Annotated in this window: 25 protein-coding genes; 14 read left to right on the top strand and 11 right to left on the bottom strand. The window is 63.1% G+C overall.

Annotation, left to right across the window (positions count from 1 at the left end; all coding sequences use genetic code 11):
* The first annotated feature begins 45 nt into the window (after positions 1-45).
* From N5P29_RS02190 to N5P29_RS02180, 3 genes are all read left to right on the top strand, one after another.
* Positions 46-852: an IclR family transcriptional regulator gene (locus N5P29_RS02190; RefSeq protein WP_262277053.1), complete on the top strand. Its 807-nt coding sequence runs from the start codon at positions 46-48 to the stop codon at positions 850-852.
* 179 nt (positions 853-1031) lie between these two features.
* The gene (locus tag N5P29_RS02185) at positions 1032-3077 is read left to right on the top strand and encodes a BCCT family transporter (RefSeq protein ID WP_262277052.1); all 2046 of its coding nucleotides are present in this window, start codon (positions 1032-1034) and stop codon (positions 3075-3077) included.
* A 47-nt stretch (positions 3078-3124) separates the two neighbouring features.
* The gene (locus N5P29_RS02180) at positions 3125-3298 is read left to right on the top strand and encodes a hypothetical protein (RefSeq protein ID WP_262277051.1); all 174 of its coding nucleotides are present in this window, start codon (positions 3125-3127) and stop codon (positions 3296-3298) included.
* Positions 3299-3385: 87 nt separating this feature from the next.
* On the opposite strand, the gene N5P29_RS02175 is transcribed toward N5P29_RS02180, so the two are convergent.
* On the bottom strand, positions 3386-4084 hold the full coding sequence (locus N5P29_RS02175) for a fasciclin domain-containing protein (RefSeq protein ID WP_262277050.1): 699 nt from the start codon (positions 4082-4084) through the stop codon (positions 3386-3388).
* A 413-nt stretch (positions 4085-4497) separates the two neighbouring features.
* On the opposite strand from N5P29_RS02175, the gene N5P29_RS02170 reads away from it, so the two are divergent.
* On the top strand, positions 4498-5070 hold the full coding sequence (locus tag N5P29_RS02170; protein WP_262277049.1) for a GNAT family N-acetyltransferase: 573 nt from the start codon (positions 4498-4500) through the stop codon (positions 5068-5070).
* On the opposite strand, the gene N5P29_RS02165 is transcribed toward N5P29_RS02170, so the two are convergent.
* On the bottom strand, positions 5067-5843 hold the full coding sequence (locus N5P29_RS02165) for an IclR family transcriptional regulator (RefSeq protein ID WP_262277048.1): 777 nt from the start codon (positions 5841-5843) through the stop codon (positions 5067-5069). The genes N5P29_RS02170 and N5P29_RS02165 overlap by 4 nt on opposite strands.
* Before the next feature lie 173 nt (positions 5844-6016).
* Here N5P29_RS02165 and N5P29_RS02160 point away from each other — a divergent pair, with 173 nt between their 5' ends.
* The 3 genes from N5P29_RS02160 to N5P29_RS02150 are packed head-to-tail and all read left to right on the top strand — an operon-like array spanning position 6017 to position 8683.
* Positions 6017-6733, top strand: coding sequence for a CoA transferase subunit A (locus N5P29_RS02160; protein WP_262277047.1), 717 nt, complete (start codon positions 6017-6019; stop codon positions 6731-6733).
* Between the two features lie 34 nt (positions 6734-6767).
* Positions 6768-7472, top strand: a complete 705-nt coding sequence (locus N5P29_RS02155) for a CoA transferase subunit B (protein WP_262277046.1) — start codon at positions 6768-6770, stop codon at positions 7470-7472.
* Positions 7469-8683, top strand: coding sequence for an acetyl-CoA acetyltransferase (locus tag N5P29_RS02150; protein WP_262277045.1), 1215 nt, complete (start codon positions 7469-7471; stop codon positions 8681-8683). Before N5P29_RS02155 ends, N5P29_RS02150 begins: the two co-directional genes overlap by 4 nt.
* A 79-nt stretch (positions 8684-8762) precedes the next feature.
* Here the strand turns inward: N5P29_RS02150 and N5P29_RS02145 are convergent, their stop codons facing one another.
* Both N5P29_RS02145 and N5P29_RS02140 read right to left on the bottom strand, forming a co-directional pair.
* Entirely contained in the window at positions 8763-9476 is a 714-nt protein-coding gene (locus N5P29_RS02145) for an ankyrin repeat domain-containing protein (RefSeq protein WP_262277044.1), read from the bottom strand.
* Between the two features lie 32 nt (positions 9477-9508).
* Entirely contained in the window at positions 9509-10084 is a 576-nt protein-coding gene (locus N5P29_RS02140; protein ID WP_262277043.1) for a GlcG/HbpS family heme-binding protein, read from the bottom strand.
* A gap of 184 nt (positions 10085-10268) precedes the next feature.
* Between N5P29_RS02140 and N5P29_RS02135 the strand changes: the two genes are divergently transcribed.
* Genes N5P29_RS02135 through N5P29_RS02125 form a run of 3 tightly spaced genes read left to right on the top strand, consistent with a single transcriptional unit; the run spans position 10269 to position 12654 of the window.
* The gene (locus tag N5P29_RS02135) at positions 10269-11438 is read left to right on the top strand and encodes a sensor histidine kinase (protein ID WP_262277042.1); all 1170 of its coding nucleotides are present in this window, start codon (positions 10269-10271) and stop codon (positions 11436-11438) included.
* On the top strand, positions 11435-12061 hold the full coding sequence (locus tag N5P29_RS02130) for a response regulator (protein ID WP_262277041.1): 627 nt from the start codon (positions 11435-11437) through the stop codon (positions 12059-12061). The genes N5P29_RS02135 and N5P29_RS02130 overlap by 4 nt, the downstream gene beginning before the upstream one ends.
* A gap of 26 nt (positions 12062-12087) precedes the next feature.
* On the top strand, positions 12088-12654 hold the full coding sequence (locus tag N5P29_RS02125; RefSeq protein ID WP_262277040.1) for an HdeD family acid-resistance protein: 567 nt from the start codon (positions 12088-12090) through the stop codon (positions 12652-12654).
* 22 nt (positions 12655-12676) lie between these two features.
* Here the strand turns inward: N5P29_RS02125 and N5P29_RS02120 are convergent, their stop codons facing one another.
* Positions 12677-13810 carry a variant leucine-rich repeat-containing protein gene (locus tag N5P29_RS02120; protein WP_262277039.1) on the bottom strand — a complete coding sequence of 378 codons (1134 nt, stop codon included), beginning with the start codon at positions 13808-13810 and terminating at the stop codon, positions 12677-12679.
* 164 nt (positions 13811-13974) lie between these two features.
* Between N5P29_RS02120 and N5P29_RS02115 the strand changes: the two genes are divergently transcribed.
* The 3 genes from N5P29_RS02115 (at position 13975) to N5P29_RS02105 (ending at position 16298) form a co-directional block, all read left to right on the top strand.
* The gene (locus tag N5P29_RS02115; RefSeq protein ID WP_262277038.1) at positions 13975-14505 is read left to right on the top strand and encodes a hypothetical protein; all 531 of its coding nucleotides are present in this window, start codon (positions 13975-13977) and stop codon (positions 14503-14505) included.
* A 65-nt stretch (positions 14506-14570) separates the two neighbouring features.
* Complete coding sequence (locus tag N5P29_RS02110; RefSeq protein WP_262277037.1) at positions 14571-15377, top strand: exodeoxyribonuclease III; 807 nt, start codon at positions 14571-14573, stop codon at positions 15375-15377.
* Between the two features lie 36 nt (positions 15378-15413).
* Positions 15414-16298 (top strand): DUF8083 family protein, encoded by an 885-nt coding sequence (locus tag N5P29_RS02105; protein ID WP_262277036.1) that lies wholly within the window; start codon positions 15414-15416, stop codon positions 16296-16298.
* Here N5P29_RS02105 and N5P29_RS02100 read toward each other — a convergent pair.
* The 5 genes from N5P29_RS02100 to N5P29_RS02080 all read right to left on the bottom strand — a co-directional run bounded on the left by N5P29_RS02100 (position 16295) and on the right by N5P29_RS02080 (position 21041).
* Positions 16295-17353: a LacI family DNA-binding transcriptional regulator gene (locus N5P29_RS02100; protein ID WP_262277035.1), complete on the bottom strand. Its 1059-nt coding sequence runs from the start codon at positions 17351-17353 to the stop codon at positions 16295-16297. The genes N5P29_RS02105 and N5P29_RS02100 overlap by 4 nt on opposite strands.
* Before the next feature lie 133 nt (positions 17354-17486).
* Positions 17487-17720 carry a hypothetical protein gene (locus N5P29_RS02095; RefSeq protein ID WP_262277034.1) on the bottom strand — a complete coding sequence of 78 codons (234 nt, stop codon included), beginning with the start codon at positions 17718-17720 and terminating at the stop codon, positions 17487-17489.
* Between the two features lie 35 nt (positions 17721-17755).
* Positions 17756-18640: a carbohydrate ABC transporter permease gene (locus N5P29_RS02090; RefSeq protein ID WP_262277033.1), complete on the bottom strand. Its 885-nt coding sequence runs from the start codon at positions 18638-18640 to the stop codon at positions 17756-17758.
* Between the two features lies 1 nt (position 18641).
* Positions 18642-19661 carry a carbohydrate ABC transporter permease gene (locus N5P29_RS02085; protein WP_410007890.1) on the bottom strand — a complete coding sequence of 340 codons (1020 nt, stop codon included), beginning with the start codon at positions 19659-19661 and terminating at the stop codon, positions 18642-18644.
* 87 nt (positions 19662-19748) lie between these two features.
* A complete protein-coding gene (locus tag N5P29_RS02080; protein ID WP_262277032.1) occupies positions 19749-21041 on the bottom strand; it encodes an ABC transporter substrate-binding protein in 1293 nt (430 codons plus the stop codon).
* A 290-nt stretch (positions 21042-21331) separates the two neighbouring features.
* Here N5P29_RS02080 and N5P29_RS02075 point away from each other — a divergent pair, with 290 nt between their 5' ends.
* On the top strand, positions 21332-21733 hold the full coding sequence (locus N5P29_RS02075; RefSeq protein WP_262277031.1) for a helix-turn-helix domain-containing protein: 402 nt from the start codon (positions 21332-21334) through the stop codon (positions 21731-21733).
* A gap of 5 nt (positions 21734-21738) precedes the next feature.
* On the opposite strand, the gene N5P29_RS02070 is transcribed toward N5P29_RS02075, so the two are convergent.
* Positions 21739-22425 carry a DNA alkylation repair protein gene (locus N5P29_RS02070; RefSeq protein WP_262277030.1) on the bottom strand — a complete coding sequence of 229 codons (687 nt, stop codon included), beginning with the start codon at positions 22423-22425 and terminating at the stop codon, positions 21739-21741.
* Positions 22426-22441: the final 16 nt, after the last annotated feature.

Genomic DNA, 22441 nt, shown 5'->3' with positions numbered 1-22441 from the left:
ATTAAGCCCAGGGCTGCCTGCCTGGACAACGACACACGAGGCACCATGGCCGCACGCAGCAACCCGGACTTGGACGCGGATTCCCAGGGCGGAGGCGTCCAGTCGGTGGACCGCGCCCTGCAGATCCTGGAAATCCTGGCCCGGGAAGGCGATGCCGGAGTCAGCGAGATCGCCGAGGAAATGGGGGTCCACAAATCCACCGTGTCCCGGTTGGTCGGATCCCTTGTGGGCCGGGACCTGGTCCGGCAGAACAGTGAGCGCGGCAAGTACCAGCTGGGCTTTGGCATCCTCCGGCTGGCATCCTCCATACCCGGAAGGCTCAGCGTGGTGCACGAGGCCCGGGAAGTCCTGGAGTCCCTTGCCCACGACTACAAGGAAACAGTCAACCTGGCCGTTTTGAGGTCCAATTATGCGGTCAACGTGGACCAGGCCATGGGGCCTTCAACACTTGCGACCTACGACTGGGTGGGGAGCCTGACGCCGTTGCACGCCACCTCCAGCGGCAAGGTCCTCCTGGCTGCGCTCACCGCAGACGAACGAACCCAGGTCTTCAAGGCGGTCGGCCTGCCGGCCCGGACACCACGGACCGTGACTAACCGCGGCGAGTTGGAGAAGCAGCTGCTGGAGGTGGCCCGCAATGGGTACGCCGTGGTCCACGAAGAGTTTGAAATCGGGCTCACGGCGGTGGCCGTGCCTATCTACAACCACACAGGCAGCGTGATCGCTTCGGTGAGTATTTCCGGCCCGGCGTTCCGTTTTTCGCCGGAGGACCAGCCCGGGCTTATCGACGGGCTACGTGAGGCCGGACTTACCATCAGCGCCCGGATGGGGTACAGGCACCGCGAGGTGTAGCAACGCTCCACCTCAAGGCCAATTGATATATCAATTTGCCGTCAAAGAGCCGAAAAGCCTTGACTTTGCCGTGTGACGCGGCGCACTCTGTTGCTTAGCGCGAATCGTGTTGATTCATGCGGAACGAAACAATCTCCCTTTCGAATGCAGGCCGTTAAGGCATTCATCAAAGAAAAACCATGACTCGCCGAGCAAAGGACCCGCTCATGGCTACAAACAGTGACACAAAACCCTTAACACCGGAGGAGTTACCAGCCGACGATCGTCCGGCAGGTAGTTCAGCGGCCCACCCCGTCCACGTGGAGGTTCCTGAGGAAATCATCAGCGCCTCCCCCGATTCACGAAATCAGACAGCCCTCAATGGCGAGGACGGGGGCGCAGGAACCCTCCCCGATGCTGAAGAATACGAACAGATCCTGGTGGAATTGCGCCACGCCAGGACCGAGCAGGCCGTGACGGCCCGCCGGAACCAGAAACTTACGCTCGACAAAGTCACCTTCGGAATCACGGGCGCCATCGCCGTCGCCTTCGTGGTCTGGGGCTTTGTGGGACGCGACAGCCTTTCGGAAACGTCCAAAGGTGCCCTGAACTGGGTCATGGAATACACAGGCTGGCTGTTCATGGTCCTCGCCTCCTTGTTCGTCGTCTTTGTACTGTGGCTGGCATTGGGCAAATTCGGCAACATCCCGCTTGGCAAGGACGGCGAGAAGCCTGAATTCCGCACAGTTTCCTGGGTAGCCATGATGTTTGCCGCAGGCATGGGAATCGGCCTCATGTTCTACGGTGTGGCCGAGCCGCTCTACCACTACATCTCTCCCCCACCGGGAACCGTTGACGGCCGCACGCCGGCCGCCATCCAGACCGCAATGGCCACCTCGATCTTCCACTGGACCCTCCACCCCTGGGCCATGTACGCAGTGGTTGGCATCGCCATGGCCTACGGAACGTACCGCCTGGGCCGCAGGCAGTTGGTGTCCGCGGCCTTCACTTCCCTGTTCGGTATCCGGATGGTTGAGGGACCCGTTGGCAAGTTCATCAACATCCTGGCCATCTTCGCGACGCTCTTCGGCACCGCCGCTTCCCTGGGCCTTGGTGCCCTGCAGATCGGCAGCGGCATGACATCGAACGGATGGCTCGGTGAGGTGGGCACTCCTGTGCTGGTGGTCATCGTGGCCATCCTGACCTTCTGTTTCGTGGCCTCAGCCGTCTCCGGGATCAGCCGGGGAATCCAGTGGCTCTCCAACATCAACATGGTGCTGGCCGTTGTGCTGGCGCTCATCGTGTTCGTCGCAGGCCCCACCCTGTTCATCCTCAACCTCATCCCCTCCGCGATCGGCGACTATGCCCGCGACCTCGCTGAAATGTCATCCCGGACAGAAGCCGTGGGCGACGAGGCATTGCGCAGCTGGATGACCAGCTGGACCATCTTCTACTGGGCCTGGTGGATTTCATGGACGCCCTTCGTAGGCCTCTTCATCGCCCGCATCAGCCGCGGGCGCACCATCCGCCAGTTCGTCACCGGCGTGCTGCTGGTGCCCAGCATTGTCAGCGTGATCTGGTTCGGAATCTTCGGCGGAGCCGCTTTCAACATCCAGCAGGAAGCGGACAAGGCCGGCACCCCCGGCCTGGTGACCACGACCAACGGCGTCCCGTCCGTCAACTTCGACGGCGCGCTCTTCGATCTGGTCAAGAACCTCGGTATGCCCGGATGGGCTACTGCCGCTGTCATCGTGCTGGCCATGGTGCTCGTGGCGATCTTCTTCATCACGGGCGCCGACGCGGCCTCCATCGTCATGGGATCACTCAGCTCCAACGGGGCAGAGCACCCGCGCCGCGCCGTCGTCATCTTCTGGGGAAGCCTCACAGGTGCCGTTGCCGCCGTCATGCTTTTGGCTGGTGGTGACGAACCATCCGAAGCGCTGGCCGGGCTGCAAAGAGTCACTATCGTGGCGGCACTGCCGTTCGTGATCGTGATGCTGCTGCTCTGCTTCGCACTGACCAAGGACCTCCGGCGCGATCCGTTGTCGCTGCACAGGCGGCTGGCCACGTCCGTGGTGGACCGTGCCATCCGCACGGGTGTGGAACAACATGGCGGCGTGCAATTCGACCTCGTCACCAAGCACGAGTGCGCGGAGAAGTGCAACGAATCCGATTGTCCGGGCGGAACGGCCACGGGAACCATCCCGCTGGTTGGCAAGCCTCCGCTGAGCTCGGGCAGCAAGTAGCCGGCCCCGCTACAGTCCCAGTTTCCCCACTCACAGTCAGGTCCCCAATGTCCTACGTAACCACCGAAGGAACCGTCCGCCTCAGCAGCCAGTCAAACGATGTGACCCTCACCTTGGACGCTTCCAAGCCCATGACGGTCCGTATCCAGCTTGACCACTGCCCCTGCGGTTCCGAACACAGCCGCCCCGGCTCATACGTCGACAGCGAGCTGAACAACTAGTCCCTTCAAACAACAAAGCAGGCGCCGGAATCCCGGCGCCTGCTTTTTTGTGTGCTGCTGGTTGAGGCTGCTGCGTGAGGCCAGAGCCTACTTGGGCATCAGCACCGAATCGATCAGGTAGACCGTGGCATTGGCGGTCTTGACGCCACCGCAAATCACCTTGGCACCACCATCAACCGTGAGGGCGTCCTTGGTGCCGGCAACCGTCACTTCGCCACCCTGGACAGTCTTGTGGGTGCCGACGATCTTGTCCGGAGTGATCTGGCCGGGGACTACGTGGTAGGTGAGGATCTTGCTGAGGGTGGCGTCATCGGTCTTCAGCGCCTCGATGGTGGCGGGGTCGATCTTGGCGAACGCCTCGTCAACCGGTGCGAATACCGTGAACTCGCTGCCGTTAAGGGTGGAGACCAAGTCCACCTTGGGGTTGAGCTTGCCGGAAACAGCGGCGGTCAAGGTCTTGAGCAGCGGGTTGTTGGATGCCGCAACAGCCACCGGGTCCTGAGCCATGCCCTGTACCGAACCGGCACCGTCCGGAACCTGTGCGGCGTAACCGGCGCAGCCGGGGCCCACAAGGTTGGCGGCCGGGTCCATGGCCGCGCTGCTCATGGCGGACGACGACGGCGACGGCGCCATCGACGAAGGAGCCGCCGACGAGCTCATCGGAGCCGGTGCGGACGAAGAGGAAGCCGAGCTGGAGGAGCCGGATCCACCACAGGCAGTGAGCCCGAGAAGGGTGGCTGCAGTGAGGCCAACGAAGGCGAGGGCGGGGCGCTTTGTGGACAACATGTCATTCTCCTTGTTTTCGGAACCAGGGCGTTGGATCCATCGGGTGGTGGGACACGGGCCGCAAGTACCGCTCTTGCTGTACCTCCGGTTTGTGTCTCACCAGCTATTCGGAGGATGGGACGGGATGGATGGGTGCGGATTGAAAAACTTTTTTGAACACCGGCCGCCATGCTCCGTATTGGTCTCACCTGGCCGGGTCATCTGCGGATCCGCCCAATGTTCGACGCCGGCCCTCACCAGCTGCTGGGTGGAATTGTCGATGGGTTCATCGATCCACAAGGAGGTGCGCGCGCAGCACCCGCGAAGCGCGTCAGTGGTCGGCCGGGTAGTCGATCCGTGCAGGGCCGCGGCCCGATCCGGTCATCACGCTGGACAGTCTGGCGGAGCGTGCGCGCCGGTGACAGGATGGGCTGATGGCTATCGAAGTCCGTCCCGCCACAGAGTTCGACGACGTCAAAACCATGGTGGGACCCAAGCGCCCCGATTCCAACGTGTGCTGGTGCCTGAGCTACAGGATTCCGTCCAAGCTGAACCTGAGCCTGCAGCGCCAGGAGCGTGGAAAGTACGTCGAGAAGCTGGTAGCCGAAGACCCACCTCCCGGTGTTTTGGCGTACGACGGCGACAAAGTGGTCGGGTGGGCGGCCGTCCACCCGCGTGCGGACACAAGTTTCGCGACGAACCGGAAGATCCCGCATGCCGGTGACTCCGATGTCTGGTCCGTGTGGTGCATCCGGGTTCGACCGGGGCATCGGGGGAAGGGGATCTCGCACGCACTCCTGCAAGGCGCCATAGAATTCGCCAGGAGCCACGGCGCCCCGGCCATTGAGGGCTACCCCGTGGACAACAAGGGCAGCAAAGTGGATCTGACCATGGCGTACGTCGGAACGCGAAGGCTCTTTGAGAAAGCAGGCTTCACCAAGGTCGCCGAAACCACGTCCGTGCTCAACGGATTCCCCCGCGTACTGATGCGCCTGCACCTCAGCTAAAGCACCCAACTGGGGGACTGCAAGCGGGCCGTCATCCGGTGCGCTTCCTCGAGCAACAGCTTGCCGAGGAACTCCTGGCGGTCCGGGCGGAAGCGGGGTTCGATTCCCGTGAGCGAAAGAGCCCACGCCGGTCGCCCCTGGGTGTCGAACACAGCCGCGCCCATCCCCCAGCTGCCTTCCAAGATCAACCCGGGATTCACGGAATACCCGGAAAGCCGGGTCTTCTCCAGGTTGCCCCGGACGACGTCGGCAGTGTGCCCCGCAGCGAAGTCACCAGCGTGGGCAGCCCAGTCCCCCAGCAGCGACTCCTGTTCCTCCTCCGGCAGGAACGCCATGATCGCCGTCCCGGCAGAGGCTACCCCCAACGGGAAGCGCACCCCTTCATGCAGCACGAAGGATCGCACGGGGAACGAGCCTTCCTCACGCAGCACACAAACGGTTTCGTTGCCGCGGCGGATGGAGAAGAAGGCACTCTCCCCTGTTTCCGCGGCCAAGCGTCGAAGGGAGGGCCGGGCTATGTCTTCCATGGGAAAACGTGCGGCCGCCACCGAGCCCAGCAGAAAAACTTCCGGCCCCAGCACCCACTTTCCGGTGCCGGAGTCATGTTCCAGCAAGCCTTCCGCAGCCAGGGAGCTCAGGAGCCGGTGAACCGTGGGCCTGGTCAATCCGGATTCCCGAACCAAACCAGCCAACGAGGTCCCTTCGGGCTTGCGACCCACCAGGCGCAGCAGCAACGCCACGCGGCCAACCACTTGGGCTCCCTGTACTGCCACAACAACCCCTCACAAAGATTTCGTCCACAATATGGACAGCTCACAGCGTAGCGTCCACAGCGTGAGTAGCCAAAGATCCGCACCGTTGACGCATGCACTGCTGCAAACCTAGGCTCCAATGCAGAACAAGCGTACGTCCACAAAGTGGATACACACTCAATGAGGAGCCCCACATGTCCAAACTCCACGCGAGCGCAGCCCAAGCGCTACATGACCTTTTGGCAGACGGCCAGACGATCGCCGTCGGCGGTTTTGGCCTCAGCGGCATCCCCGCCGACCTGATCGACGCCGTCCGAGAGTCGGGCGTCAAGGATCTCACCATCGTTTCCAACAACATGGGCATCGACGGCAAGGGCCTGGGCGTCCTCATCGAAGCGGGCCAGGTGCGCAAGGTCATTGCGTCGTACGTTGGTGAGAACAAGCTGTTCGCCGAGCAGTACCTGGCCGGTCAGTTGGAGGTCGAATTCACGCCGCAGGGCACCCTCGCTGAACGACTCCGCGCCGGCGGCGCCGGCATCCCCGCCTTCTACACCCGCACCGGTGTGGGAACCCTGGTGGCCGAAGGCAAGCCGCTGGAAGAGTTCGACGGCGTCACGTACGTCCGCGAGCGCGCCATCACCGCGGATATCGCCTTGGTCCACTCCCACACCGCGGATACCGACGGCAACCTTGTGTACCGCTACACGGCGCGGAACTTCAACCCGGTAGTGGCAACGGCAGGCAACGTGACCATCGCCGAGACGGAGGTCATCGTGGAGCCCGGCCAACTGGACCCGAACCACATCGTCACCCCCGGCGTCTACGTGCAGCGATTGGTGCAGGCCACCGACCGCGTCAAGGACATCGAACAGCGCACGGTCCGCCAGCGCCTCGAAACCGCGGCCGTCTAAACCAGCCGCCCAAGAAAAACCAAGGAGCACAACCATGGCATGGACACGTGACCAGATGGCTGCCATCGCGGCCGAAGAACTCAACGACGGCGACTACGTCAACCTCGGCATCGGCATCCCGACGCTGGTGGCCAACAACCTGCCCGACGGCGTGCGGGTGGTCCTCCAGAGTGAGAACGGCCTGCTCGGCATGGGCCCGTTCCCCTACGAAGGCGAAGAAGACGCCGACCTCATCAACGCCGGTAAGCAGACCGTCACCGTCACCCCCGGCGGCAGCATCTTCGACTCGGCCACGTCCTTCGGCATGATCCGCGGCGGCCACGTGAAGGTTGCCATCCTCGGCGCCATGCAGGTCTCCGGCAGCGGGGACCTCGCCAACTGGACCATCCCCGGGAAGATGGTCAAGGGCATGGGCGGGGCCATGGACCTCGTCGCCGGTACACCCCGCGTGGTGGTCCTGACCGAGCACAACGCCAAGGATGGCTCCGCGAAGATCGTCACCGAATGCACGTTGCCGCTCACGGGCCTGAAGTGCGTCGACCGGATCATCACGGATCTCGCCGTTTTCGATATTGAGTCCGATGAAACGCACGACGGCGGCACGCGCCTGGTGCTGACCCGGCTCGCCCCGGGCGCCACCGTGGAGGAGATCCGGGAGAAGACAGAAGCGGCCTTCGAGGTCGCGCTGGAGAAGGGCTCGGCTGCAGAAGCAGAAGCACTGGAAGGAGCCACGGCATGAGCCTCAAAGAACAGTTCGGGAAGGACATCCTTCTCACGGGCTGGGGCCACAGCAAGTTCGGCAAGCTCACGGACGACACCCTGGAGACGCTGATCGTTGAGGTCGCCGGTGAAGCGATCCGGAACTCAGGCCTGGACCCCAAGGACATCGACGAAATCTACCTTGGCCAGTTCAACTCCGGCATGCAGCCCTTGGGTTTCACCTCGTCGCTGGCGTTACAGCTCTCGGCGGATCTGGCCAACGTTCCAGCCACGCGCACCGAGAATGCTTGCGCTTCAGGTTCTGCGGCTTTCCAGCAGGGAGTGAAGGCACTCCTCGCGGGCACGGCCCGGAATGTCCTGGTGATCGGTGCAGAAAAGATGACCGACGCCGGAGCCGACGTGGTGGGGGCAGCGCTGCTTGGCGCGTCCTATGAGATGGCCGGCAAGCCCTCGACCACCGGTTTCACGGGCTTGTTCGCGGAGGTAGCCCAGCATTACGACAAGCGCTACGGCGAGTCGATCAGTGGTCCTGGGTTCGAGGCGGGCCTCGGCGACGTCCTGGGTTCCATCGCGGCCAAAAACCACCGCAACGGCATGGACAACCCGTACGCCCAGATGCACCGCGACTTCGGCGTTGAATTCTGCCGCACCATCTCGGACAAGAACCCCATGGTGGCCGAACCCTTGCGACGCACCGACTGTTCGCCGGTCTCCGACGGTGCTGCCGCCGTCGTACTTTCCACAAGGCCAACCAACGGCGCAACCGAAGCCGTGCGCCTTGCCGGTTTTGGCCACGCCAACGACTTCTTCCCCGCAGAGAAGCGCGACCCCACCGAATTCGCCGCCACGCGAGCCTCGTGGGAGCGCGCGTTCACCATGGCGGGCGTGGGGGTAAGCGGGCTGGACTTCGCGGAGGTGCACGACTGCTTCACCATCGCCGAACTCATCATGTACGAGGCCATGGGCCTGGTCCCCCGGGGCGAGGGCGCACGGGCCATCAAGGAGGGCTGGGTCTACAAGGAGGGCAAGCTGCCCGTCAACGTCTCCGGCGGCCTGAAGGCAAAGGGCCACCCCGTCGGCGCCACGGGTGTATCGCAGCACGTCATCGCGGCGATGCAGCTCAGTGGCACCGCCGGGGACATGCAGTTGCCCAATGCCCGGCGCGGAGCGGTCCAAAACATGGGTGGCGTGGGCATCGCGAATTACGTCAGCATCCTCGAAGCCCTCTAGGTACCCAAGTAGGGGACAGCAAACGTTCCACTGAGCACTCAGTGGAACGTTTGCTGTCCCCTAGTTGGGTAGGCGGGGCTTAGCGGTTCCGGATCAGGGCCGCGATCTCCCTGAATCCGAGCCGCTCCGCGTTCTGCAGGGCGGTCCGGCCTTCGGGGTCACGGATGTCCGGATCAGCTCCGGCGGCGAGCAATTGCCGGACCACGTCCTGCTGGTTCGGGCCGCCGTTGTTGAGCAGAATGGCCTCCTGCATCGCGGTCCAGCCCAGGTTGTTCACATGGTTCACCGGCACTCCGGCGGCGATCAGGATCCGCACCGTGTCCGTGTGCCCGTGCTCGCTCGCCGGGATCAGGGCTGTACCGCCGTACCTGTTGATGCTGCGGACGTCCGCCCCGGCGTCCAACGTCAGCTGCAGGACCTCGTTGAATCCTTCGGCCCCTGCATAGAGGAAGGCGGAATCCTGGATGGCGTCTTTCGCGTTCACGTTCCCGCCCGCAGCGATCAGTTCCCGGACCCGGGCAGGATCGTTGGCTTTGGCAGCGAGGATCAGGAGCCGGTCCGTTTCCATTTGCGCCTCCGGTGACAGTGGGGTTGGGGTCACCACGGCAGGGGACGACGACGCCGGGCCGGGGCTCGCGCTGGACGCTGCGGTTGGGCTGGGAGCTCCGGGAGCCGTGGCCGCGCTGGGAGGCGACGGCGCCGCCGTCGAACATCCGGCCAGCAACCCAAGCAACACCACCAACGCCGCGGTTTTTGTACAGATAACGACCCTAAAACGCTCTCTAAAGGGCATTATCTGTACAAAAACTCCATGTGGGGGCATGGTTATTTCGCCGCGGCCAGGGCGTCGGCTCCGGCGGTCGCGCAGGCTTCGTCCAAGGCACCGTCGGGAGCGCCGCCGACGCCGATACCCGCCACGGATACTCCGTTCACCTTCAGCGGCACGCCACCGGAGAGGAAGAGGGTACCGGGGAGGTCGGCGATGGACGGGCCGTTGCCGTTGACGCGCTTGGCCAGCTCGCTGGTGGGTGCACCGAAGGCCGCTGCGGTGTAGGCCTTCTGCTTGGCGGCTTCGATGGTGTGCTCGGCAGCGTTGTCGCCGCGGAGGATCGCCTGGACGGTACCGAAACGGTCAACCAGGGCCACCGTCACGAACGGCAGCTTGTCGGCCTGGCACTTGGCGAGCGCCGCGTTGACGGCCTTGCTGGACGCGCCAACGGTAATGCGGTTCTGGGCTACGACGTTCTCCGGTGCCGGCTGGACGTCGGCGGCAACCTTGACGGGACCAGCAACCTCGGGGGCGGCCGACGGGGCAACGGCATTGGCGACGGCCGTGATCCCGCCGGTGAGCAACAGTGCTCCGGCAGCAGCGGCGGCAAGCATCTTGTTGGGCTTCTTCATGGGTTCTCCTTGGAACGTTATGGGTACAACCCAATACTTCCGGCGGGCACAACAATCCACATCGACCCAAGGCAGTCCCCCACCTCAGCCTTTCCGCCCTCGGTATCAGCCAAAAGGTGGAGAGACCTGCAGCAGCCCGGGACCTAGCATGGAAAGAGCGCCATCAACCGAACGGGAACCATCCATGACACCAGGCACCATGCCGCCAGGCGGCGCTCAGAAGGACGGCCGCATCGATGTAGTGTTGCACCTCGGTTTCGCGGTGCTCATGGTCGCTTCGGGCGTGCGGTACATCATGCGCCACTCCCCCGCGGACAACCTGTGGACCGTGGCCCTGGCCGCAGCAGTCTGCGCACTCTACGCCTTGACGGCAGCGCTGGCGCACCCCCGGAACAGGCACCGGAGGCAACGCCGGAACCAGTGGATTCCGTGGATGATCGCCCTGGTGGCGGCATGGTCCACCCTGGTCATCGTCGCCCCGAGCTTCGCTTGGTGCTCCTTCGCCATCTTCTTCCTGGCGCGCAGGGCATTCCGCGGCTGGGCAGGCTACGCGGCCAGCGGCGTGACCGCAGCGGCCACCGCCGTCGGGCTGTTCCGGATGAGCGGCTGGACGGACGTGGCCATGCTGCTCGGCCCCCTGGCCGCCGGTGCCCTCCTCACCCTGGTCTACGACAAAATCGAGCGCGACCAGGAGCAGCTGGCCGCCACCGAACGGGAAGCCGGAATCATTGCCGAACGCGAGCGCGTGTCCCGGGAAATCCACGACACCGTCACCCAGGGCCTCGCCAGCAGCCTTCTGCTCCTCGAGGCCGCGCAGCGTTCCTGGCCCGACGGTTCAGCCCAAACGGACGTCGCCAAGGCTTCGGAACTGCTCAGGCGGAACCTCTCCGACACCCGCAGCCTGGTGCATGAACTTTCCGCGCCCGGCTTGGAATCGGGGCCTCTTCCGGAGGCTTTGCAGCATGCCGCGCGGCAGTATATGGAAAGCATCGACGTCCACGTCACCGGCCAAGCCCGCCCCATCCCCGTTGAGGTCCGCCATGCCTTGCTGCGCGTGACCCAGAGTGCGACTGCCAACATCAAGCTCCACGCACATGCGGACCACGCCAGCGTGACCCTGGGGTACCTCCCGGAGGCGGTCACCCTGGACGTGTACGACGACGGCCGCGGCTTCGATCCCGGAGCGGTACCTTTACCGTCAACATCCGGAGGGTACGGCCTGCGGGCCATGCGGCAGCGGGTGGAACAGCTGGGTGGAGAATTGTCAGTGGAGAGCTCACCGGGTGAAGGGACGATCATCGCGGCGCAGCTTCCGCTCGGCCCGCGGACCGGGCCATCAGGGGAGGGCATGTGACCACCATTTCCGTGCTGCTTGTGGACGACCACACCGTAGTCCGCAGCGGGCTCAAGGCGCTGCTGGGCACCCAGGCCGACATCGCCGTCGTCGGGGACGTTTCCTCCGGTGAGGAAGCGCTGGAAGCTGTCCAGGAACATTCGCCCGCTGTGGTGCTGATGGATCTATCCATGGGCGCCGGGATGGACGGCATTGAGGCCATCAAAGAGCTGCGGCAACGCAACCCCAAGCAGGCGGTGATCGTCTTCACCACCTACGACTCGGACGCCGACATCGTCCGGGCCGTGGACGCCGGCGCCATGGGGTACCTGCTCAAGGACGCCGCGCCCGAGGAGATCTTCGCGGCCGTTCGTGGTGCCGTACAGGGCAAGAGCGTCATGAGCGCCCCGGTGGCCTCGAGACTGTTCCAGCACATGCGGAACCCCGACGAAGTGCTCACTCCGCGGGAGGCGGAACTGCTGAGCCTGCTGACCCAGGGCCTCAGCAACCGGGACCTTGGCAAACGCCTCTTCATCTCCGAAGCCACGGTCAAGACACACCTGGCCCACATCTACGCCAAGCTCGGGGTGGAGACCCGGGCGGCAGCCATCGCCACAGCCATCCGCCGGGAGGGGATGCGGTAACGGCACCCGTTGGTTACGCTGACCGTATGTCGGACACAACGGGTCGCAGAATGTTCACTACTCCAGGGACGGCTTTGTTGGTCCGCGGAGTCCTCGCCATACTTTTTGGGCTCTTGGTGCTGGTGTTGCCAAATGCCGCGGTGTTCGCAGTCGTGGTGGTGTTCGGTTTCTTCGCGATCATCGACGGCGTCACCAGCGTGGCCCATTATTTTTACGATCCAGCCGGCCGCTCCGTTTGGAGCCTGGTGGGAGGGTTCGTCTCCATCGCCGCCGGCATCCTGGCCATCGCATGGCCCGGTATTACCGCCGCCGCGATCGGCATCCTGATTGGGCTGTGGGCCTTGATGCTGGGAATCTCGCAGATCATCCTGGCGCTGGCTGCCCGCAGCTTTATCCGCGGCTGGGGCCTGTGGCTGCTGACCGGCCTGATCACCACGGTTTTCGGGATCGTTGTCCTGGTCAACCCCGGGATTGGGCTGCTGGGCCTGACCGGAATGCTGGCGGTCTTTGCCATCGTGACAGGGCTGCTGCTGATCGCCTCAGGCGTCGGCCTCCGCAAGCCGGCCACCACACAGCGGCTGTACGGGCACTAAAACCTCGCCGCCGTTGAGGCACTCACCCTGACACCGGGGCTTTGACGTCGGCAGCCCATTCACGGATCGCCTGACGCTCGGTCTCGTTGCATACGTAGCCGTAGCCCATCTCAGTGCCGCCGTTCTCCAGCGTCCACTGGTTGTAGTACGTGAGGGCGTAGCAGTCGGCCATCACCTCCTTGTCGCCCTGGAACAGGCCCTGTGCAAGGAGATCTTTGTAGTCCCCGTGACCGTCTGGGACCCGGGCCGAATCCGCCAGCTGATACATGTGTGCCAGTTCATGTACGACCGTCATCCTCATCGACCACTCGTTGCCATACTCGTTCTCCGGAAGAAGATGCACCGTGGAGAAGTCCTTAACGCAGCCGGACGTTGACCATCCTTGCTTTTCGGCAGCTCCGCAGACGGTGGCCGCATCCCATTGAACGTCAATGTATCCGTTTCCGGCGGCATCGATAAGTCCCTCCGTGAGCGAGCCCGTTGCGTTGACCCTTCGTATGGCAGCCGCGGCGGCGCGGGTTTCCAAACCTTCGCGGAACCTCGTGGCAAAGCTGACCAGTGATCGAGCGGATAAAATGGTGAGATTCGGGTCTGCCAAACGCGCCTCTTCGCGGCGGAACGACGGGAAATCTGCCACGAGCGGCGCTGCGGGATTGCCGTCGAGCTGCGCGGCCAGTTCATTGATTCTGGCCAGCTCCTGTTTGAAGAGCGCCTTTTGCGCTTCCAACTCGGAATTTGAGGGTCTGCTTGCGGCGGACGGTTGCCCGCTGGAGGGGGTGCCCGGTGCCAGTGCCGCGCCGAGGCCACCGAAAATGGCGCCCGCCAGGAACATCGCGACGACGAGGCATCCGCACCCGCCCAGCCACCAACCGATTCCACTGCGTCGGGCGGAGGAGGGGCGTGCCGACGTGTAGGGCACCTGATACACGGGTGCGCGGTTGGCGGGTGCTGCCGGGGTTGGCCGTGCGGGCTGCGATTCCCGCCGGAAGCGCGGATTGATCTGACTCATCCAAGTAATGAGCTCGGGGTAGGCACGGGTATTCGCCGAGATTACGTTGTGCAGATCCCACCGTCGACGGGCGATGTCAGCCAATAACTGCGGCGGCGTTGCAGGGGAACTCGCAACATCCAGGTCCGGATCGCGCGGTGCATTCAACCTGAGTTCTCCTACATCAAGTTCTAGAGGGCGTGATCAGGAAGATTGCCCGGGCCGCGGGAAGAGCCAAGACTATGATAACGGATCATACTACTGCGTATGATCCGTTCGCGGCGCGCATTGGTCCTCGTCGACTGGTCGGTGGAGTCCGGTAGGTTTAGGCCATGAACACGCCGAACCAACTGCCGTATGTCGTCTTCTCCGGGGCCTTCGGTGACAACGGGACCGGCGGCTATTTCCCTGCGCAGGCGGAGGTGAGCAACGGCTTCGTGACCCTCTGGGTCGCCTCACCATCGGGATGGGTACAGTATTTCAGCCTGCCGGCGACCGAAGTCGGCGTAAAGTCGGCTGCCCAGCGCATCACGCTCGTGGCCCACGGGCGGAGTTACCCTATCTTGGCCGATCCCAGGGCCGTGGGCCGCGCACTGGACTACAACATGTTGGGCACCGCAGCCAACATCCTGGACAAGCCGTTGTACGGGGCGAAAGCCGACGTGGGGCGGGGACTGAACCAGCTGTCCGCTGCCAGATCGTGGAACACCGGGAGCGGTCCGGAGTTCATCGCTGCCGCACGGTCCGCGGGCGCCCGTGTCTCGCGTCTTGGATATGGTGCGATTGCCGCTATCGGATGTGGGAGCGCTCTGTTGGTCGTGGTAGCGGTCCTGGTCATCACCGCCTTGATGCTCAGACCCTAGTTACGGGGGACGGTAAAAAGCCGTAGGGGGATGCGCTCAGCGCCAAGTTCGGTAAGTTAGTGGCTGTGAAGATAGCTACCTGGAATGTGAACTCCCTCCGCGCCCGAGCCGACCGTGTGGAAGCCTGGCTTGAGCGCAGCGACTGCGATGTCCTGGCCATCCAGGAGACCAAGTGCAAGGACGAGAACTTCCCCTGGGAACTCTTTGAGCGCATGGGCTACGAGGTAGCGCACTTTGGCGTGAACCAGTGGAACGGCGTCGCCATCGCCTCCCGCGTCGGCCTGGGAGACGTCGAACGCACGTTCGTGGACCAGCCCGCTTTCGGCAAGGCGGGCAAGGACCCGGCCCAGGAAGCCCGCGCCATAGCAGCTACCTGCGGCGGCATCCGCATCTGGAGCCTCTACGTTCCCAACGGCCGGTCCCTGGACGACGAACACATGCCGTACAAGATCAAGTGGCTCGAAGTCCTTCGCGGCCAGGCCGCCGAGTGGGTACAGGCCGACCCCAACGCCCAGATCGCGCTCATGGGTGACTGGAACATCGCCCCCTTCGACGACGACGTCTGGGACATCGACCTCTTCCGCAACAACAACTACACCCACGTCAGCGAACCCGAGCGGGCAGCGTTCCATGCGTTCGAAACCGCCGGATTCACCGACGTCGTACGTCCTTACACGCCGGGTCCCGGCGTCTACACGTACTGGGACTATACGCAACTGCGCTTCCCCAAGAAGGAAGGCATGAGGATCGACTTCTGCCTCGCGTCGGCGCCGCTCGCCGCAAGGGTTACGGGAGCGTCGATCGACCGTGAGGAGCGCAAGGGCAAGGGCGCTTCCGACCACGCTCCAGTGATTGTGGAGCTCGCAGACTAAGCACCACTGACTCGTAATGAAAGGGGCTGGCCGGACATGAGTGGAAAGCTGTACAGGGGCCAGGCCGGTCTGCCCTTTTCTTCGTCGCTGCGCGTTTACGAACCCCTCGAGGCTTTCCCTCCCGAGCAGCAGCGCCAGCTCGTGGCGGAGGGCAGCAAGGCAGGTTCCCGGGCCGCCGTCGAAAATGCGGAGCTCCAGGCCTCGCTGGGACGCATCACGCGCTCGGGCGGTGACCCCTTTCCCACCGGCCGCACCGATCTGGTGCGCATGACCCGGGTCCCGATTGGGCGGCATGCCGCGCCTGCCAATGAAAAGGACGACGCCGGGCGGGTACTTTACTGCCCAAGCCAGCTGGTGATTCGGGCTGGCTTGGCGGCCAACGCACTCATGGACGGAGTTCATAGCCCTCTGGCTGATCTGCTCATCCCGGTCTCGCAACGGGACAAGCACCAGCAGCGGATCGACCGGATCAATGCCCGGGAAGACGCCAAGCGCGTCCATACACGGGCCTCCACGTGGGGAATTCCGTTCAGCTGGTTCTCGCTTTTTGCCGAGTCGGACCGCAAGGACGTGGTCGAATCCGAAGGGCGGATCCTGACCGTTCGGGTGTGGACCCCGTTGACCGAGGCCTTGGAACGGGCGCGGTTTTCCGTGGCCCATCTGGCACTGGCGGCCCCGGACCTGGATATGCTCGACGACCTGACCCAGCTCACCGAATGGCTAGAGCTGTTCCACGTGCAGTCCATGGTGGAACTGGATTACGGCGCTGTGGCGGACAAGGTGTACCCGGACGACTCCCCCATGGATGTCCGGCTGGGCATCGAGTGCCTGGCGGAGGGCGATATGACCGGCGCGGCCGCGGCCTACAGGCGGCTCGCGTCGCGCTGGATTCCGATCCGGCAGCTGGCGCGCGCTTCCTAGTTTGAACTGTACGGCGGCGCGGTTGTCTCGCGGATGATCAGATGGTGCGGCGCCACCTCCGAGTGCACGGCGCCGGGGTTGCCGTCGAGCTCGTCCAGCAGCATCCGGGTAGCCAGTTCTGCCTGGTTGTCAGGACGCTGGCCGACAGTGGTCAGGCCGAGTGAGGACGAAAAGTCGTGATCATCGATTCCGATGACGGACAGGTCCTCCGGGACCCTGACTCCGTGCCGTCCGGCCTCAAAGATCACGCCCATGGCCATCTCGTCGGAGGAGCAGAAAATTGCTGTCGGTTTTCGGCCGGGTTGGCTCCATAGCCGGTTGAAGGCCTGTTGCCCACTGGCCACCGTGAAATCGCCCCATTGGTCCCATTCAGGGCGTACTTCCAAACCGGCGTCGGACATGACCTCCTGGAAGGCGCGGATGCGCACGCGGGGAACGTCGAAGTTCAAGTCCGTTTCGTCGTCGCCATGAAGCAAGGCGATGTCCTTGTGTCCCAGCTCAAGCAGGTGCTTTACCGCGGTTGATGCGGCGTCATAGTCGTTGATGCCGATGTACGCGCAATCTTCGACATGGCCGCCCACCACAACCAAGGGGATGTCGATCTTGTGGAGATGCTCCAGTTCGTCCTCGGTCAAGGACATGCAGAGCACCAGCAGCGCGTCGATCTGCTTGTAGACCATGGTGGAGCTGAAGAGCCGTTCGCGGTTGCTGCCGTGGCCGCCGAGGTTGAATAAGGAGAGGTTGTACTTCCTTGAATGGAGCTCACGGTCGGCGCCTTCGATGGCCTTGGAGAAGAACCAGCGGCTGACGAATGGAGCCAGGACGCCAATGGTGCGGGTGCGGCCCGTCGCCAGCCCCGAGGCCGACGACGACGCCACATAACCCAGTTCACCGGCCACCCGGAGGATCTTCTCCCGCGTTGCAGGAGAGACCCGTGGCAAGCCCCGCACTGCCCGGGAGACAGTCGCAGTTGAGACTCCGGCCGCTACGGCAACGTCTTCGATACTGACACCGGTATGGCCGCCGCGTTGGGACCGCTCGTTCGTCTTTGCCACTGAAGCCCCCTTTTGGTGCATGCCGAAAGCCGAGGGCTCGTTCCCGGACGGCACCTTACAGCCTATTCCGCTTGCCTGCCGATCGCCGACTTCGCGCAGCTTGTTTCGACGTCGGTCAGGTACTGGTCTTCTCCTAACCCAGCCGCCGCGTGGTGCGCCGAGGCAATTTGCTGCGCAGCCGGAGCATGCCCCAGAGGGCCAGGACCACGGCCAGAAGACCCAAAGCCCAGCCCCAGGCCGACTGTCCCGTCAGTTCCATCGAGACAGTCGCTATCAGGAGCACCAAGCCCCAGAAAGCCAGGAACCCGATGATGATGTCGAAATCCTCCGCCGAACGCACCCGTTTGTTACCCGCATCGGGTTTCACTGCGGGAGACGCCCGACGTCGATCATCGTAACTTGTCACTTGACGGCACCCGCCGTGAGGCCCGCCACGATCTTGCGCTGGAAGACCAGCACCAGGACCACCAATGGAATGGTGACCACGGTTCCGGCGGCCATGACAGCTGTGTACGGCTCCTGGTGAGGCTGTGCACCAGCGAAGTAGGCGATGGCGACAGTGACCGTTTTGGTTGAGTCATTCGACAACTGGCTGGCGATGAGGAATTCATTCCATGAAGCGATGAAGGCCAGGATTGCCGTGGTAAACGTTGCCGGCGCTGCCAGCGGAAGGATCACTTTCCGGAAGGCCTGTCCCTGCGTGCAACCGTCGATCCTTGCCGCTTCCTCGAGCTCCCACGGCATTTCACGGAAGAAGGAAGTCAGCGTGTAAACCGTGAGCGGAAGAACGAAGGAGATGTTCGGAATGATCAGCGCCTGGTAGGTGCCGAACCAGCCGATGTTGGTGAACAGCTGGAACAGCGGGGTTACCAAGGCGACGCCCGGGAACATTGAAGCGCCCAGGATGAAGCCGAGGACCACGAACTTGAACCGGAAATTCAGCCGGGCCAATGCGTAGGCGGCAAAGACGCCAACCAGGAGTGCCACCACTGTGGTCACAGCACCAACAATGAGGCTGTTCAACAGGTTTCGGCCGAAGTGGTTGCCCAGGCTCTCGTCGAATACGGTGGCAAAGTTGTCCCACGTGACGTGCGTGAAGAACGGCGTGGTGTCGAAGGTGTATCCAACATCGCGGAAGGCCGTGACGACCATCCAGTAGAAGGGTGCCAGGCACCAGATGAGAATGACGACGGCGCTGATGTAGGTGCGCAGCGACCCCCAGTTGAAGGCGCGTTTGGGCCGTTCAACCGGGTTGGTGGACGTCCTTGAAGCTGTGGCTGTGCTCATCTCACTTGGCCTTTCCGGAAGATGTGGCTGCATCCACGGCGTTCGCCCCAAGGAAACGGACGAAGATAAAGGCCACAAGGAAGATCACCAGGAATGTAATGGTCGATAGCGCCGCCGCTGTATTGAACCCTTGTCTGATTTGTTGGACAACAAGGATGGACAGCGTGGTGGTGCCATTGGCGCCCTGGGTCATGATGGCGGGAAGGTCGTACATGCGCAGTGCGTCCAGGACGCGGAACAGGATGGCGACCATCAGTGCAGGCCTGACCAACGGCAGCGTGATCAAGCGGAAGCGCTGCCACGTGGATGCGCCGTCGACTTTGGCTGCCTCGTAGACTTCATCGGGAATCAGTTGCAGACCGGCCAGGATCAGAAGCGCCATGAAGGGCGTTGTCTTCCAGACGTCGGCGATGATGATGGCCCACTTGGCCGGCCATTCCGAACCGGTCCAGAGGATCTGGGTTCCGAACAGCTTGTTGGCGATGCCTTCGAAGGCGAAGATGAAGAACCAGAGCTTGGCGGTGACGGCCGTCGGAATGGCCCACGGAACCAGGACGGCTGCACGGATCAGGCTGCGGCCACGGAAGGCGCGGGCCATGATGATCGCCATCCAGAAACCAAGGATGGTCTCAAAAGCGACCGTGACTGCCGTGAAGAAGAACGTCGTGCCCATGGAATCCCAGAACTGGGCCCCGAGTGTGCCCGGAGGGCAGGCAACGGATCCGCCGCCGGGGGCCGTGCATTGCTGCAGCAGCCAGTGCGTGTAGTTTTCAAAGCCGGCCGGGCCGCCCTCGGAGAAGAACCCGGTTGCGGGGTCCAGACCCGAGTCCTTCTGGAAGGACATGATGATCGCGTTGAGCACCGGGTAGATGATGACGATGGCCAGAAGGATGAGCGATGGGGCCAGGAGGGTGTAAGCCCAGCGTCCTTGCGTGAGTTGCTTCCGGTCGGCGCTTTCGCGGCTTGGCATCGTATGTTTGGCAGCCGCCGCCGCGTCTGGTTTTTGTAGTTCTGTTGACATGTCAAGACTCCTGTCAGGGAGAAGGCCGTGGCCGGAGTCCGGCCGCCCACCCTTCCGGGACGGGCAGCCGGACTTTAGCCCGGGTGGTTACTTAGCTCCGGCCGACTCAATAGCCGCTTGCATGTCGGAGATTGCCGAGTCCACGGTCTTCTCTCCCTTGAGGGCGGCATAGGCGTTATCCTGCACAGCCTTGGTGACGGCGGGGTAGAACGGCGTCACGGGGCGCGGAACCGCGTTCTCGATGGACGTCTTCAGCACCGGGAGGTACGGCAGCTTGGTCACGAGTTCCTGATCGTCATAGAGCTTGGTCAGGACAGGGGCCAGCGAACCCTGGGTAGCGTAGAAGCGCTGGGTTTCCTCGCTGGTGATGAACTTGATGAAGTCCGCAACCGTTGCCTTGTTCTTGGAGTACACGCTCATGGCGATGTTGTGGCCACCCAGCGAGGAGGCACCGGGGCCATCCTTGCCCGGAAGCGGAGCCATCTTGAACGTGTCCTTCACAGTGGACGAACCATCGGTCTTTGCCAGGTTGTACACGTATGGCCAGTTGCGGTGGAAGAGGAGCTTGCCGGCTTCGAAGGCCTGGCGTCCCTGCTCTTCCTGGAAGGTGATTGCCTCGGTAGGGATGTTGCCATCCTTGTAGGCGTTGACCAGGTTGGTGAGGCCTGCCTTGGCTTCGCTGGAGTTCACGGCAGCCTTGCCGGACTCATCGACAATCTTGCCGCCAGCGGAGTTGATGGCTTCAGCGGCGTTGACGGTGAGGCCTTCGTACTTCTGGAACTGGCCTGCGTAGCAGCCGATGTTGTTCTGCTTGGCGATGTCGCACATCTTCATCATCTCGTCCCACGTCTTGGGCGGGTTGGGCACCAAGTCGCCGCGGTAGTAGAGGATGCCACCGTCCGAGCTCTGCGGAGCTGCGTAGAGGGTGTTGTTGTAGGTGGCGCTCTTGACTGTGGATTCGAGCATGCCATCCGTGGAGATTGCGGTCTTGTCCTTGAGCGGCTGCAGCCATCCCTTGGCAGCGAATTCCGCGACCCAGATAAGGTCTACGCTCATGACGTCGTAGTTGGCGTTCTTGGCCTGGAAGTTCTGCACGAGGTCATCGTGCTGTTGGTCTGCCTGGTCGGACTGCTCCTTGAACGTCACCTTCTCGTTCGGATGCGCGGCATTCCACTTTTCAATAAGAGGCCGGACGACGTTGCTGTTGTCCTTGCCTTGGACATAGGTGATCGGCCCACGGCCGTCAAGGTTGTTGGCGGCATCGCCGCTGGCACCGCCGGAGCTGGTGCCGCCGCCGCCCCCGCCGCCACCACAGGCGGTAAGGGACAGAGCCAGGACTCCGGCGACAGCTGCCGGAAGCAGGAACTTTTTGGATTTCATGCTGGGAACTCCTCGGTGAGTGGACCAGGTTTTTCCGCGGTGCGGTTGATGTGGTGAGGCTCACAATAGTCATGTGGTTACGCAAAATGCAAGCGCTTACACGGGCCGTGACCACAACGATACAAAGTAGGCTGATTATTTTCCCTTCGCGGCCCATGGCGGCGGCTTCCTGGAGCAAGGCCGGCCGCTCTTCGCCCCTTGAGAGCCAGCCCGGCGGAAGGCCCTTTCCGGGGGTTGACAGCGCCAGTTCGATTTGATTGCCCACTATTGCCTATGGAACAGTGGGAAGCGTGGATGAACTCGAAGCACTACAGACCATCGGACGGCTCATCAAAGAGGAGCGCCTTGCCCAGGGTCTGAGCCAGGTGCAGTTGGCCAAACAGGCTGGAACTGCCATCAAGACCGTGCGGACGCTGGAATCAGGCACGCGGCGCACGCAGGAAATCAACCAGCGCAAGCTTGAGCACGCGCTGGGTTGGCGCGCCGGATCGGTGTCCGAGGTACTCAAGGGCAAGTCGAATTTCGCACCGGACATGATTACGCCGGACGATATGCGTTCAAGCGATCAGCCCCGGCAAACAGGGGTCCACATCGCAGTTCCTGCGGCCCCCATAGCGCGGGCCTCGCACCTGTCCGATGAAGAACTCCTGGCCGAGCTCACCTACCGGATGATGCAGCGCAACAGAGACTGAATGGGCTAGCCGCCGGCTTGGCGCTTGACCATCTCATTGATCCAGACAGGGGCAAACGGGGAAGTGCAGTTCGGCGGGGTTGGGTAGTCTTTCAGCACTTCCAGACGCTCGCCGATATCCAGTGCGCGGGCACGATGCTCCGGGTGCTCAATTCCGATCTGCGCCAGGCAATTGTTCATTGCCCACTGCAAACGCTCCGGAGCTTCTTTCATATTCGACTCAATAATGTCCAGCAATTTCCCCAGGTCCAGGCCCTCGGGCTTTTTGACGATGCGTTCTGAGGTTAATGCCCAGCCCGCGCTGGCCACCACAGGATCGGGGTCGGAAAACCAAGCCACCCGCAGATCTTCGGCTGCTGGACTTTTCTTGACCACGTAATTCACCAGCCAATCGTGCACCTTGGGTGTACGGGACTCCCGCAGCATGCCGTCCAATTCGTCTTGTTCATACGACTTTGGCCGGCAGATCAGGAGAGAAAGCAATCGGGCGGCGGTTCCGCCCGTAGCCCACAGTTCCCGGGCCAAGTCGGGCTGGACCTTGAGCCGCTTGGCTATGGCCCGCAGTTTTCCGAGATTTACTCCGTGATCGTCGCCGTGCTTTTCGTTTATTTCGCGGGCGCGGGGATCCTCCAAGGCAGCAAGTTCCGCCAGGATGTCGGCAACCGAGGCTTGCAGCACATTTGTTCCGGCCATTAAATTCTCCTGGTCA

Source organism: Paenarthrobacter sp. JL.01a (assembly GCF_025452095.1).
Lineage (GTDB): Bacteria > Actinomycetota > Actinomycetes > Actinomycetales > Micrococcaceae > Arthrobacter.
Note: the sequence above shows the minus strand (reverse complement) of the source record. Positions and strands in the feature narration are given on the sequence as shown.